The organism is Collinsella provencensis (assembly GCF_900199705.1).
GTDB classification, from domain to species: Bacteria; Actinomycetota; Coriobacteriia; order Coriobacteriales; family Coriobacteriaceae; genus Collinsella; species Collinsella provencensis.
Genome location: NZ_LT904908.1, coordinates 507,943 through 520,264, shown reverse-complemented (window position 1 = coordinate 520,264; position 12,322 = coordinate 507,943). Strand labels below are relative to the sequence as shown.

General features: G+C 59.8%; 11 protein-coding genes and 1 other RNA gene. 8 read left to right on the top strand and 4 right to left on the bottom strand.

The features are described 5' to 3' along the window. The first annotated feature begins 81 nt into the window (after nucleotides 1-81). The 3 genes from C1711_RS02315 to C1711_RS07780 are packed head-to-tail and all read left to right on the top strand — an operon-like array spanning nucleotide 82 to nucleotide 4,015. Nucleotides 82-993 carry an energy-coupling factor transporter transmembrane component T gene (locus tag C1711_RS02315; protein ID WP_102337608.1) on the top strand — a complete coding sequence of 304 codons (912 nt, stop codon included), beginning with the start codon at nucleotides 82-84 and terminating at the stop codon, nucleotides 991-993. Beyond that, nucleotides 966-2,735, top strand: a complete 1,770-nt coding sequence (locus tag C1711_RS02310; protein ID WP_102337607.1) for an ABC transporter ATP-binding protein — start codon at nucleotides 966-968, stop codon at nucleotides 2,733-2,735. The genes C1711_RS02315 and C1711_RS02310 overlap by 28 nt, the downstream gene beginning before the upstream one ends. Next, nucleotides 2,708-4,015 (top strand): ECF transporter S component, encoded by a 1,308-nt coding sequence (locus tag C1711_RS07780; RefSeq protein ID WP_199824827.1) that lies wholly within the window; start codon nucleotides 2,708-2,710, stop codon nucleotides 4,013-4,015. The genes C1711_RS02310 and C1711_RS07780 overlap by 28 nt, the downstream gene beginning before the upstream one ends. Nucleotides 4,016-4,111: 96 nt before the next feature. Here the strand turns inward: C1711_RS07780 and C1711_RS02300 are convergent, their stop codons facing one another. The 3 genes from C1711_RS02300 to rnpB form a co-directional block, all read right to left on the bottom strand. Further along, a complete protein-coding gene (locus C1711_RS02300; RefSeq protein WP_102337606.1) occupies nucleotides 4,112-4,735 on the bottom strand; it encodes a DUF47 domain-containing protein in 624 nt (207 codons plus the stop codon). A 48-nt stretch (nucleotides 4,736-4,783) separates the two neighbouring features. Beyond that, a complete protein-coding gene (locus tag C1711_RS02295) occupies nucleotides 4,784-5,833 on the bottom strand; it encodes an inorganic phosphate transporter (protein ID WP_102337605.1) in 1,050 nt (349 codons plus the stop codon). 221 nt (nucleotides 5,834-6,054) lie between these two features. Then, nucleotides 6,055-6,422: RNase P RNA component class A (gene rnpB, locus C1711_RS02290), an RNA gene on the bottom strand. An 86-nt stretch (nucleotides 6,423-6,508) separates the two neighbouring features. On the opposite strand from rnpB, the gene C1711_RS02285 reads away from it, so the two are divergent. Next, nucleotides 6,509-7,144 carry an IMPACT family protein gene (locus C1711_RS02285; protein ID WP_102337604.1) on the top strand — a complete coding sequence of 212 codons (636 nt, stop codon included), beginning with the start codon at nucleotides 6,509-6,511 and terminating at the stop codon, nucleotides 7,142-7,144. A 186-nt stretch (nucleotides 7,145-7,330) separates the two neighbouring features. On the opposite strand, the gene C1711_RS02280 is transcribed toward C1711_RS02285, so the two are convergent. After that, nucleotides 7,331-7,789 (bottom strand): C-GCAxxG-C-C family protein, encoded by a 459-nt coding sequence (locus tag C1711_RS02280; RefSeq protein WP_102337603.1) that lies wholly within the window; start codon nucleotides 7,787-7,789, stop codon nucleotides 7,331-7,333. Nucleotides 7,790-7,889: 100 nt separating this feature from the next. On the opposite strand from C1711_RS02280, the gene C1711_RS02275 reads away from it, so the two are divergent. From C1711_RS02275 to C1711_RS02260, 4 genes are all read left to right on the top strand, one after another. Continuing rightward, entirely contained in the window at nucleotides 7,890-9,170 is a 1,281-nt protein-coding gene (locus C1711_RS02275; RefSeq protein ID WP_102337602.1) for an O-acetylhomoserine aminocarboxypropyltransferase/cysteine synthase family protein, read from the top strand. A 115-nt stretch (nucleotides 9,171-9,285) separates the two neighbouring features. Beyond that, a complete protein-coding gene (locus tag C1711_RS02270; RefSeq protein ID WP_102337601.1) occupies nucleotides 9,286-10,002 on the top strand; it encodes an RluA family pseudouridine synthase in 717 nt (238 codons plus the stop codon). A 13-nt stretch (nucleotides 10,003-10,015) separates the two neighbouring features. Next, complete coding sequence (locus C1711_RS02265) at nucleotides 10,016-11,650, top strand: 4Fe-4S dicluster domain-containing protein (protein ID WP_102337600.1); 1,635 nt, start codon at nucleotides 10,016-10,018, stop codon at nucleotides 11,648-11,650. 122 nt (nucleotides 11,651-11,772) lie between these two features. Then, nucleotides 11,773-12,318 carry a nitroreductase family protein gene (locus tag C1711_RS02260; protein ID WP_102337599.1) on the top strand — a complete coding sequence of 182 codons (546 nt, stop codon included), beginning with the start codon at nucleotides 11,773-11,775 and terminating at the stop codon, nucleotides 12,316-12,318. Nucleotides 12,319-12,322: the final 4 nt, after the last annotated feature.

Below are 12,322 nucleotides of genomic sequence, written 5' to 3'. Positions count from 1 at the left end.
GGGCCCGTTTGTTTTCGAGGACTTCAGACGCATTCGTGAGCCTAAACAATGTGCGTCGAGGCACGATGGAAGGGGAGGATTGTGGACGACGTTTTGACCACCCAAGACGATGCGTTTTCGTCCTTCCATCCCGCATTGACGTTTTTTTACTTTTTGGCGATCATCGGCTGTTCCATGTTCGTGATGCACCCCGCCGTTCTTACCGCCTCGCTTGTCGGAGGCGTCTCGTATAGCTGGTATTTGACACGCGGGGCATCCCAAAGGGGCCTGATCACCATGATGCTTAGCGCGATGGTTCTCCCCGCGCTTATCAACCCGTTGTTCAATCACGCAGGCGCCACGGTGCTGTTCAGGTTGTGGTGGGGCGCTCCCGTCACCCTCGAAGCTGTTGCCTTCGGCCTATGCACGGGTTGCATGCTTGCATCCGTGGTCGCATGGTTTGCCTGTTATCGCGTGGTGATGACGTCGGATAAGACGATTTATCTGTTCGGCAAGGCGGTTCCCGCGCTTTCGCTCGTTTTCTCGATGACGTTGCAGTTTGTGCCGCGTTTCATGACGCAGTTCAAACGTGTGCTCAACGCCCAGCGCTGTATGGGGCGAGACGTCATTCACGGCACGCTGAGAGAACGTACAAGCACGGCGGCAAAAACGATTTTGATTATGGCGACGTGGGCGCTTGAGGGATCGATTCAGACAGCGGACTCCATGCGTTCACGTGGTTACGGATTGCGGGGGAGGACGAGCTATTCGCCGTATCGGTTTGATTTACGCGATCGGATGGCAGCTGCAGTCGTGTTGGTGCTTGTCGGTTTGATAACCTACGGCCTGTGGTCGGGTGGACTGGAGATGTCGTTTTTCCCCATGATCAATGCAGCCGCTCCATGTGCCAGTTCCGCAGCGGCATGCGGCGCTTTTGCGGTGTTGTGTATGTTTCCCCTGATAGTTGACGGCGCAGATGAGGTCCGATGGCGATATTTGAGATCAAAGATCTGACATTCTCATATCCAGATGCCCAACGTCCCGCTTTGTGCGGGATCAACATGGCTGTCGAACCGGGAGAGTTCGTGGTCGTGTGCGGTAAGTCGGGATGCGGCAAATCGACATTGCTGCGCCATCTGAAAACGGCGCTCACTCCTCATGGCGCGCGTTCGGGTGAGGTGCGTTTCGAAGGTCGTGCGCTCGAGAATGTCTCGGTGCGCGAGCAAGCTGGCGCAATCGGATATGTGCTGCAGAGCCCCGATGCGCAGATCGTGACCGACAAAGTATGGCATGAGCTGGCGTTTGGATTGGAAAACTTGGGCCTCGACCAGCAGGTCATTCGCTTGCGCGTAGCTGAGATGGCGAGCTTTTTCGCCATGCAACCGTGGTTTGACAAGCGCGTGGATGAGCTTTCGGGAGGGCAAAAACAGCTGCTCAACCTGGCATCGGTCATGGCGATGCAACCGCGCGTGTTGGTGATCGACGAGCCGACCGCACAGCTCGATCCGCTGACGGCGCGAGAGTTTTTGGACACAATCCATCACATCAACGTCGATTTGGGTACGACGGTGATCATGGTCGAGCACCGCTTGGAAGATGTGCTGCCCTTGGCCGATAAGGTCCTGGTGCTTGAACAGGGACGCCAGCTGCTCTATGGAGACCCGCGCACCGTGGGGCACAATCTGGTTGGGAATGAGCTGTTCCTCACCATGCCGAGCCCCATGCGCATAATGGAGGGATCGCAGCTGGGTGGCGACTGTCCGCTTACGGTGCGCGAGGGCCGTGTTTGGTTGGATGATCGTCTCGATGCGGGCGCGAGCACGCTGCGTGTACATGCCGCTCCTGATGGACTTGCCGGTTCAGACAGCAGCCTACAAAACGCCGGAGACAGTTCGTACAGCGTTGGTTTTGCCGCCCAGGAGGCTTGTGACGGATACAGTGTCGTGCCCAAGAACGGGGACGTGGTGTTGCGCTGCCAGGAGGTATGGTTCCGCTATGAGCGGCGTGCGCCCGATGTACTGCGCGGTCTCACGATGGAGGTGCGGCGCGGTGAGCTGTTCTGTCTGCTCGGCGCCAACGGAACGGGCAAGAGCACCGCATTGGGAGTACTCGCCGGTCTGTTGCAGCCGTATCGTGGGGACGTCCAGGTTTTTGGACGCAAACTGCGTCGCGGAGAACTGGCGACATCGACAGGCGGTGTCGGTATGCTCCCACAGGACTCGCAGTGTCTCTTTGCCGAGGACACGGTACGTGCGGATTTGGAAGAAATGCTTCTCGACCGCAAAGATATGGCACCTGACGAGCGCGCCTGCAAGGTCGAGCGCATGGCGGAGCTTGTCGAAATCACGCACCTGCTCGACATGCATCCCTACGACCTTTCGGGAGGAGAGCAACAGCGCGCGGCGCTTGCCAAAGTCCTGCTGCTTGAGCCGAAGATCTTGCTGCTCGATGAGCCGACCAAGGGCTTGGATGGACTATACAAGGAAAAGCTCGCCCACATCTTCACGCGCTTGCGCGCACAGGGTGTGACGATCCTCATGGTTTCACACGATGTGGAGTTCTGCGCCGCCCATGGTGGTCGATTCGCCCTGCTGTTTGACGGCTCCATCGTTTCTAAGGCAGATGCCAACACGTTCTTTTGCGGCAACAGCTTTTACACCACCGCGGCGAATCGCATGGCACGCCATCTCTTCCCGAACGCCATTACGGTCGAGGAGGTGGTTCACGCGTGCAAAGACGCGACGCGACGTCTATAGCCGCCCCTGCTTTTGTGTTGGTGCTCGTCGCCCTGTTCAACATCGTGGCATGCGTCCTGCTGCCATGGTTTGAAATTCCGGCTGTCGGTCACGCGGGCGCGCCGTATGAGTTCACCGCGTATGCGTTTGCAAGCGGTGCACGTGCCCTGCTGAGCCAGCTATACGGCGCCTCGACAATTCCGGTGAACATTTGGGCCCCGTTCGAGACGTGGGGCTGGGTGGTGCGGGTGACCGCTCTTGCGGACATTGCGTGTATGGTCGTAGCCATGCTGCTCATGTGGCGATTTCGTACCACCTCGGCACGTATGGTGCGCAGGTGCTTTGTCGCATCGTGCATGGTCCCGTGTCTGACGATTGCGCTGCTCGTGGTTTGCAACGCGAGCCTACATGCACTTACAGGGCAAGTACCCACCCTGGCCAATCTGACCTCCAAAGGGTTCATCCGGTTGACCTATGTTCCGTTGGCGCAGCTATTCTCAGGGCTGGCGGCGGCGTTGTCTGCTGAACGTCTGCTTGCGCCCCCTCATGAGCTCGTGGGGGAGGAGCGCGTTACGTGGAGTGTGCAAAACGACGGTGACGCTCGCAATCGCCCGCGCTTGTCGCTCATTGTCATAGCGGTGATTGTCCCGCTCATCATGGGGCTGGGCATCGTGCTGTTGGGTAATCGCAGCCAGGTGTTCATCAGCCTGTGTTTGGTAATCGCTGCTATGGCGCCTTTTGCCTGGTCGTTTGAGCATCGCGGTCCGCAAGCTCGCGAAATCGTGCTCATTGCGGTTATGACGGCGCTTTCCGTCGCAGGTCGCCTTGCGTTGTTCATGGTCCCCCAAGTCAAACCTACGTCCGCGCTGGTCATCATTTCGGGCATATGGCTTGGACCTGAGGCGGGATGCCTAGTCGGTATGCTTTCCGCCTTCACGTCCAATTTCTTCTTCGGGCAAGGTCCCTGGACGCCCTGGCAGATGTTCGGTTTTGGATGCATCGGATTTTTGGCGGGAGTGTTGTTCAAGGGCTCTCGCAAATCGGGCGTTACAAACAGGGCCTTGACATGCATATATGGCTTCATCTCGGTCATGCTCATCTATGGGCCGATCGTCGACACCTCAAGTGTGCTTTATGGCATGGGGGCCATGAATGCGCGCGCCTTCGGTGCCGTCTATCTTGCAGGCGTGCCATTCAACTTCGTTCACGCGGTTTCAACCGCCTTGTTCCTCTTCTTCTTGGCCGATCCCATGGGTAAGAAGCTCGCTCGCATCCAACGAAAGTACGGTATAGCGGGGTAGGGCATGTGCCCTTAAGTCCTCGTTCCATCTCTAACAAAAAGCCTGGCGACACAAGCGTCTCGCCAGGCATTGCAGAAGCGGAAATGTGTTCTCGCCTTAGCTGTTCTTCATGATGATCGACTCGACCGTATCGGCAACGTATTCGCTGGCGTCGGCGCAGAACTCGAGGAAGGTGTACACGTCACGCCACGAGACGATGGTGAGCAGGTCGGGCTCGGTGGTGTGGAGCCTGCGCATGGAATCGATGTACAGGGCGTCGCACTCGCTTTCGAGCGTGTTGACGGCGATAACGTGCTCGCGCAGGCTCTTGGAACGCTTGAACTGCGGCAGCTCACGCACGAGCTCACGCATCTGCTCGTACGCCTCGAGCACCTTTGCGGCCATCTCGAGCGAGTCGGGGCGAATCTCGCGCACGTTGGTGAAGTAGATGCGGTGCAAAACGCCCTCGACGCGGTCGACCATGGTGTCGAGTGCGTTGCTGAGGGTGGAGATGTCTTCGCGCTCGATGGGGGTGATGAACGCAGTGACGAGCGCATCGTCAACCATGTGGACGATGTCGTCGGCGGCGTTTTCGATCTCGCTCATCTTGTTCACGCTGGCTTCGATGGCCTCGGGGTCGAAGTCGTTCATGACTTCGTAGAGCAGTTCGGCCGCCTGAACAGCCAAATTGGCGCTGGCCATGAAGTTGTCAAAATAGAATGCGTCATTTTTCTTAGCCATGATGTGAGTCCTTTACAGATCGATCGTTCATATCATGCACGATGGGAACTAGACGAGAAGAAGGAACAGCTTTGCCATGAAAAAGCTGATGATACCGCATCCCGGGAATGTGAAGACCCAGGTGAGGAGCATGTCTTTGACCACGCCGAAGTTGATGGCGGACAGGCGCTTGACCGCGCCGACGCCCATGATGGCGCTCGTCTTGACGTGCGTGGTCGAAACGGGAATGCCCGTGAGGGTGGCGAGCAACAGGCACAGGGAGCTCGAGAGGTCGGCGGAGAAGCCCTGGTACTTTTCGAGCTTGACCATGTCCATACCCACGGACTTGATGATCTTCTCGCCTCCCACGCTCGTACCCACGCCCATGACGATGGAGCACAGGATCATGAGCCACACAGGGATGATCATGTCCACCACGGAGCTCTGGCCGTTGCAGAACGCGACGCCGAGGAAGAGCACGCCGATGAACTTCTGACCGTCCTGCGCGCCGTGCATGAAGCTCATAGCGGCGGCACCGGCGATCTGAGCGTACTTGAAGAACGTGTTGGACTTCCGGCGATCGGTGCCGGAGAAGAGCACCGTCACGACCTTGCAGGTGAGCCAGCCCATAAAGAAGCCGAGAACCAGGGAGAGCACCAGACCGTAGATGACCTTGATCCACTCGTCCATGTTCACGCCGTCGGCGCCGCCCAGAGCGATGGCCGCGCCGGTGAGGCCGGCGATAAGGCTATGGCTCTCGGAGGTGGGGATGCCGAAGATGCTGGCACCCACCGAGTAGACCACGATGGAGAAGAGCGCCGCACCCAGCGCGATGAGCGCGATCTGCGTGTTCGATCCGAAGTCGACCATGTTGGAAATGGTCGAGGCGACGCTCGAGTTGATGCTCGTCATGATGAAAACGCCCAGGAAGTTGAAGATGGCGCTCATGATGATGGCCTGCCGCGGAGGCATGCAGCGCGTGGTCACGCAGGTGGCGATGGCGTTCGGCGCGTCGGTCCAGCCATTGACGAAGATCACGCCGAGCGTGAGAAGGACCGTGAGGGCAAGTATTGGATTGGAAGTGACTTGCGCAATGAAAAAGGAGAATGATACGTCCACGTATACCACATTCCCGTCGGGTGCGATGCATAGCGCACCTGTTTACATAGCCGTATTAGTCTACCACCATGCGTTTGAGTTTGCCCCAACATCAAGGGCGTTTTTTGTCGAGATTGAGTGTGGGAAACCGGATGCTTGAGCACGAAATAATCCGACTCGTCTCGTGTGGTAATGCAGTTGAACGTGGGGAAGTGGGAGGTGTCAGCGGAGTGCGCAAAGAAAAGCAGAGCGAGCCGATAAGCCGGGTTCTGTCGAGGGCGATCATTTATCTTGCCTGCACGTTGCCATGCAGTTCCTCGCACGCTACCCGAACGCGAGTCGGGCCGACCCATGGCGTTCCTATTCGCGCTTGCTCCGGAAGGGGCTTGCCAAGCCGTCGCGTTGCCGCGACGCTGGTGGTCTCTTACACCGCCGTTTCAGCTTTTCTCTCACCCGCATGACACGGGCAGCGGGAGTCTTCTTTTCTGCGGCGCTTTCCGTCGGGTTGCCCCGCCTGGCCGTTAACCAGCTTCCTGCCCTATGGAGCCCGGACTTTCCTCACGTGCACGGCCCGAAGGTGCGTGCATCGCGCGATCGCCTGGCCCGCTCTGCGAGAGGGCATTGTACCACGGGGATTCTCGGGCGAGGCTTGGGTATCATGGACGCATGAGAAATGACACGAATGGGGTTGCCGGTATGGAAAACTACACCACACTTCGAGCGGGCGAGATGGCGATAGGGGAGTTCGTGGACCGCAAGAGCCGGTTCATCGCGCAGCTCGTGCATGTAGAAAGCTCCGAGGAGGCTGCGGCGCATCAGGCCGCCATGCGCGCCAAGCATTACGATGCGCGTCACAATGTTCCCGCGTTCATCTTGGCCGACGGAACGGAGCGGGCAAGCGACGACGGCGAGCCACAGCGTACGAGCGGTATGCCCACGCTGGAGGTGCTGCGCGGAGCGGGTCTGCGTGACGTGTGCTGCGTGACGACGCGCTACTTTGGTGGGACCCTGCTCGGTCCGGGCGGTTTGGTGCGCGCGTATACGGCGGCTGCGCAGGCGGCGATTGAGTCGGCACATGCCGCGGGGCAACTTGTGGAGATGACGAGCGTCGTGCCCGTTGACGTCACTGTGCCATATTCGCTGTACAACCAGGCCACGCGTCTTGTTGAGGACGCGGGCGGCAAGGTAGTGGGGACTGACTTCACCGATGTGGTTGCCGTGCACGTTGTGTTTCGAGTGGGGGAGGAGCGACCGTTCTTGGCGGCGCTCACCGAGCTGGCGAACGGTGACGAGTGCGCCGTTGTAGACACCCCGCGTTTTGATGAGTTCTAGTGCGCCGCCTTGCCTCCCTTGCGTGAAGGCGGAGGTTCAGGCGAGCCCGCGTATCCGCACGCATCGTTTCATGTGCGGCTCCGTATAAATTGGGTGTCAATCAGCAGGGAAGACGCGTCCTTTCAGGCGATTTCTCGAAGAGCTGAGCCTGATGGGACGCGTCTGCTTCGCTTGCGGGATTGTGCGTTAGCCTACCTGCGCTCCCTGCTCAATCATGATGTCGCAGAACAGGTCGATGGCGTCGTCGATGCATCCCGGGCAGCTGCGCAAGGGACCGTGGTCGGTGCCGATGCCCTTGAGCTCACGGCAGATGTTCGAACCGTTTTTTTCGCAGAAGCGTTCGCAGAGGTCTTTGGCGATCTTGTACGTGCGGCCCTTGCTTCCCGGGGCATCAAAACCGCTGCTTTCAACTTGGCCAAGCGCCGCAATCGCACCGCTGATGGCACCGCACGTCTCGGTCCTGCCGCCCATGCCCGCGCCGAACGCTTCCGTGAGGGCAAAGGCCACGTGCTCATCGAGATCGATACACGGTGCGAGGGCGCAGATGACCGACTGAGCGCAGTTGAAGCCGCTCTTGTGATAGGCGTCCGCCGTCTGCTTGAGCGCCTCGCGGTCAAGGGACATTTCTTCTTTGTTGATTGCCATGGTTCATCCTTTCGAATGCGATTGTTCGGTATACCATTTTACCCGTATTGCAATTCACAGCGCGGTGCAAACGCCGCGCTATCGAGCAAAGGAGCCCGCAATGGCAGAGCATATCGGAACAACGTGTGTGCAGGGCGGTTATCATCCCGGCGATGCCGAACCGCGTCAGATTCCCATCTATCAGTCCACGACGTGGAAGTACGATACCTCTGAGCACATGGGGCGCCTCTTCGACCTCGAGGAATCCGGCTACTTCTACACGCGTCTGCAAAACCCCACGAACGATTACGTGGCAGCGAAGATCGCCGAGCTCGAGGGCGGTACCGCGGCTATGCTCACGAGCTCCGGCCAGGCGGCGAACTTCTTCTCCGTGTTCAACATCGCGGGTAACGGTGACCATGTGGTGGCGAGCTCCGCGATTTACGGCGGCAGCTACAACTTGCTCGCCCACACCATGCACCGCATGGGCATCGAGTGCACCTTCGTAGCCCCCAACGCTACCGAGGAGGAGCTTGAGGCGGCGTTCCGTCCCAACACCAAGTGCGTGTTCGGTGAGACAATCGCCAACCCTGCGCTCGCCGTTCTCGATATCGAGCGTTTCGCTACGGCTGCCCACGCCCATGGCGTGCCGTTGATCGTCGACAACACGTTCCCCACGCCCATCAACTGCCGTCCCATCGAGTGGGGAGCGGACATCGTGACGCACTCCACCACCAAGTACATGGACGGCCACGGCGCGGCGGTGGGCGGCGCCATTGTGGACGCGGGCCGTTTCGATTGGATGGCACATGCCGACAAGTTCCCCGGCCTTACCACGCCCGATGAGACGTATCACGGTGTGGTGTATGCCGAGAAGTTCGGCAACGAGGGCGCATTCATCACCAAGGCAACATCCCAGCTCATGCGCGACTTCGGTTCCATCCAGAGCCCGCAAAATGCCTTCCTGCTCAACATGGGCCTCGAGAGCCTGCATGTGCGCATGGCCCAGCACTGCAAAAACGGCCAGGCTATGGCCGAGTACCTGCAGCAGCATCCCGCCATTCGTTTTGTGCGTTATCCGGGTCTGCCGGGCGACGAGTATCATGAGCTTGCGCAGAAGTACCTGCCGAACGGCTCCTGCGGTGTGGTGAGCTTTGGCTTCAACGGCGGGCGCCCCGCGGCAGAGCAGTTCATGAAGAGCCTGAAGATCGCGCAGATCGCCACGCATGTGGCCGATGCGCGCACCTGCTGTCTGCATCCGGCAAACGCCACGCACCGCCAGATGAACGATGCCGAGCTCGAAGCCTGCGGCATCGCTCCCGACATGGTGCGCCTCTCCTGCGGTATCGAGTCCACTGAGGACTTGATTGCCGATGTCGAGCAGGCGTTGGCTCAGCTGTAGCCTTTGAACGTGAAAACGGTTTATTTCCGGCGTCTTTGCACGTTGCGTGCTTCGTTTCGCGCTCCATATGCGAGGCGTTGGGATGGCCGATTGAGTAAAGGGATTTGAGGAGAAGATGGGCGCAACGGCACAGGAGCCAGCCATTGTCTATGAGGATGACTGGCTGCTTGCTGTGGATAAGCCCGCGGGCATCATCGTGCACGGCGACGGCACCGGTGCGCCCACGCTCACCGATGCCGTCCGCGACCATCTCAAGCAAGAGGGGCGCGTGCAGGCCGCCGCGCAGGTACAGCCCGTGCAGCGGCTCGACGCCGATACGACCGGCTTGGTGCTCTTCTCGCTCGACAAAAGCACGCAACCGGCCCTCGATGCACTCGTGGCAACGCACGACGGTATGCAAAAGCGCTACCTCGCCATCGTGCGCGGACATGTGCCGGCGTCGCTTACGCGCATCGACGCGCCCATCGCACGCGACCGTCACGACGCGCGCCGTATGCGCGTGGGTACGGGCAAGCAGGGCAAGTCGGCGACGACCCTCGTACGCGTGCTCGATACGACGCGCCGCCATGGGGCTAACCTCACGCTGCTCGAGCTCACGCTCAAGACGGGGCGCCGTCATCAAATCCGCGTGCATCTTGCGAGTCGTGGTTTCCCGATTCTGGGAGACCCGTTGTATGGCACCGCGGCGAATCGCGGCGGCCGAGCCCCGCTCATGTTGCATGCTGCCGCCGAGGTGTTTCCGCATCCCGCGACGGGCGGGCGTCTCGAACTGCGCGCTCCGTACCCCGACCGTTTTGTGCCATACTTTTCAAAGCGAGACATCGATTCGTAAAGAGAGGGCTTTCATGTCTGGAACGATGCGCGGCGTTTACACGAATTTGACTCAGATCCGTAGGAGGGTATTTACCGAGGTCGCGAAGATCGCATACGCGTCGGGCTCGGTCGACGCCTCCGCCGAAGGGGACGGTCAGTTGGGCGAGGTCGCCTCACGGCTCCATCGCCTGCCGTATGACATCCTTCCCGGCGACGTGGCAACGTACCGCGAGTCGGTCTTCTTGGAGCGCGCCATCGTGCAGGAGCGCATCCGCCTTGCCATGGGCTTGTCATTGCAGGACCTCGACCAGCCCGAAGGCGCGACTGGCGACATCAAGAAGGCCGCAGTGGCGGAGACCTACTACGAGCCGCCGCTGGTGAATGTCATCAAGTTTGCCTGCAATGCCTGCGAGGACAACGTCTATCGCGTGTCGCCTTCTGCCTGTCAGGCGTGTCTGGCCCATCCGTGTCGCGAGATCTGTCCCAAGGGCGCCATCACGTTCAAAGACAAGAAAGCGTTTATCGACCAGGAGAAATGCATCAAGTGCGGCCGTTGCGCCCAGGTGTGCCCCTACCACGCGATCCACCATCACGTACGCCCGTGCGCCGAGGCTTGCGGTATGCACGCCATCGGTTCCGACGAACACGGTCGCGCCGAGATCGACTATGAGAAATGCGTGAGCTGCGGACAGTGCCTCGTAAACTGTCCGTTTGGCGCTATTGCAGACAAGAGCCAGATCTTCCAGATCATCATGGCCATCAACGCGGGAGACGAGGTCATCGCCGAGGTGGCGCCTGCGTTTGTTGGTCAGTTCGGTGGCAAGGGCAACGTCGATAAGCTGCGTGAGGCCTTTAAGCAGCTGGGATTTGCCGGCATGGAGGAGGTTGCCCTCGGTGCCGATCTCTGCGCCGTCGAGGAGGCGGGCGACTTCCTGGAGGAGGTTCCCGACAAGATCCCGTTCATGGGCACCTCCTGCTGTCCGGCCTGGTCGGTTATGGCAAAGAAGGAGTTTCCCGAACATGCCGACTGCATCTCGATGGCTCTCACGCCCATGACGCTCACGGCGCGCCTCATTCGCAAACAGCATCCCAACGCGAAGATCGTCTTTGTGGGGCCATGTTCGGCAAAGAAGCTCGAGGCCATGCGCAAGAGCGTAAAGAGTGAAGTCGACTTTGTGCTGACGTTCGAGGAGATGGCCGGCATGATGCAGGCCAAGGACATCGAGTACACGGCCCTTGAGGGCGAGGGCGGTGATTTCGAGGTCGCTAGCGCCGACGGTCGCGGGTTTGCCGTGGCGGGTGGTGTGGCGACGGCGGTGGTGAACGCCATCCACCGCGAGCATCCTGATCTTAAAGTTAAGGTTGCCAACGCCGAGGGTCTCGACGAGTGCCGCAAGATGATGAAGCTCGCCACCAAGGGCAAATACGACGGATACCTGCTTGAGGGCATGGCGTGCCCGGGCGGTTGCGTGGCCGGCGCGGGAACACTGCAGTCCATTGCCAAAACCACCGGTGCAGTAAAAGCGTACGCCAAGAAGAGCTCGCGCAAGGATGCGACCGAGAACGCGTACTGTTCGCTCATCCCGGAGCTCGAGCGTCCCGAAGACGGCGTAATTGAGCGCGCGCAGGTTGCCGAGACCGACGAGGCGCAACGCCCCAAGGCGTAAAGCTTCTCATACGACCCTTTGGTTGAGGCATAAGCGCAGGCGAATGTGGGTATGAGTCCCACAGTTGATGGCGGCGCGTCCACAACGGGCGCGCCGTTTTCTTTTGAAAAAGGAGTGCCGCCATGCCGTTTGCCGACCTGACCCAAAGCCGCTATTCCTGCCGTCATTACGAGGACCGGCCCGTCGAGCCCGAAAAGCTCAATGCCATCCTCGAGGCGGGACGCATCGCGCCGTCGGCTCACAACAACCATCCCACGCGCGTGCTGGTATGCGACACGCCGGCGCTGCGCGAGCGTGCGGCTGCTGCTGCGGGACGCTTCGGGCGTGACGGCAGCGTGTTCGGTGCACCGCTCGTGCTCATGGTGTGCGAGAAGGTCGACACGGCGTGGGTGCGCACCTACGACTTGATGAGCTCCGCAAACATCGATACGAGTATCGTGGTCGATCAGATGATGATGCAGGCGGAGGACCTTGGATTGCATACCTGCTGGGTGTGCCACTTCGATCCGCGTGAGGTCATCGATTCGTTTGGTCTGCCAAGCGATTTGTATCCGATCCACATGCTCACCGTGGGCTATGCGAGCGACGAGATCGGTGATGCCGAAAAACGCGAGGCTCGCCGTATCCCCATGAGCGAGTTCAGAATCCCCTCGATGTTTTCCGAGTAAAACC

Excerpts from the sequence above, each read along its gene's own strand:
- C1711_RS02310 (WP_102337607.1), top strand. The coding sequence starts at position 966 with ATGGCGATATTTGAGATCAAAGATCTGACATTCTCATATCCAGATGCC.
- C1711_RS02300 (WP_102337606.1), bottom strand. The coding sequence starts at position 4,735 with ATGGCTAAGAAAAATGACGCATTCTATTTTGACAACTTCATGGCCAGC.
- C1711_RS02285 (WP_102337604.1), top strand. The coding sequence starts at position 6,509 with ATGGAAAACTACACCACACTTCGAGCGGGCGAGATGGCGATAGGGGAG.
- C1711_RS02280 (WP_102337603.1), bottom strand. The coding sequence starts at position 7,789 with ATGGCAATCAACAAAGAAGAAATGTCCCTTGACCGCGAGGCGCTCAAG.
- C1711_RS02275 (WP_102337602.1), top strand. The coding sequence starts at position 7,890 with ATGGCAGAGCATATCGGAACAACGTGTGTGCAGGGCGGTTATCATCCC.
- C1711_RS02270 (WP_102337601.1), top strand. The coding sequence starts at position 9,286 with ATGGGCGCAACGGCACAGGAGCCAGCCATTGTCTATGAGGATGACTGG.
- C1711_RS02265 (WP_102337600.1), top strand. The coding sequence starts at position 10,016 with ATGTCTGGAACGATGCGCGGCGTTTACACGAATTTGACTCAGATCCGT.
- C1711_RS02260 (WP_102337599.1), top strand. The coding sequence starts at position 11,773 with ATGCCGTTTGCCGACCTGACCCAAAGCCGCTATTCCTGCCGTCATTAC.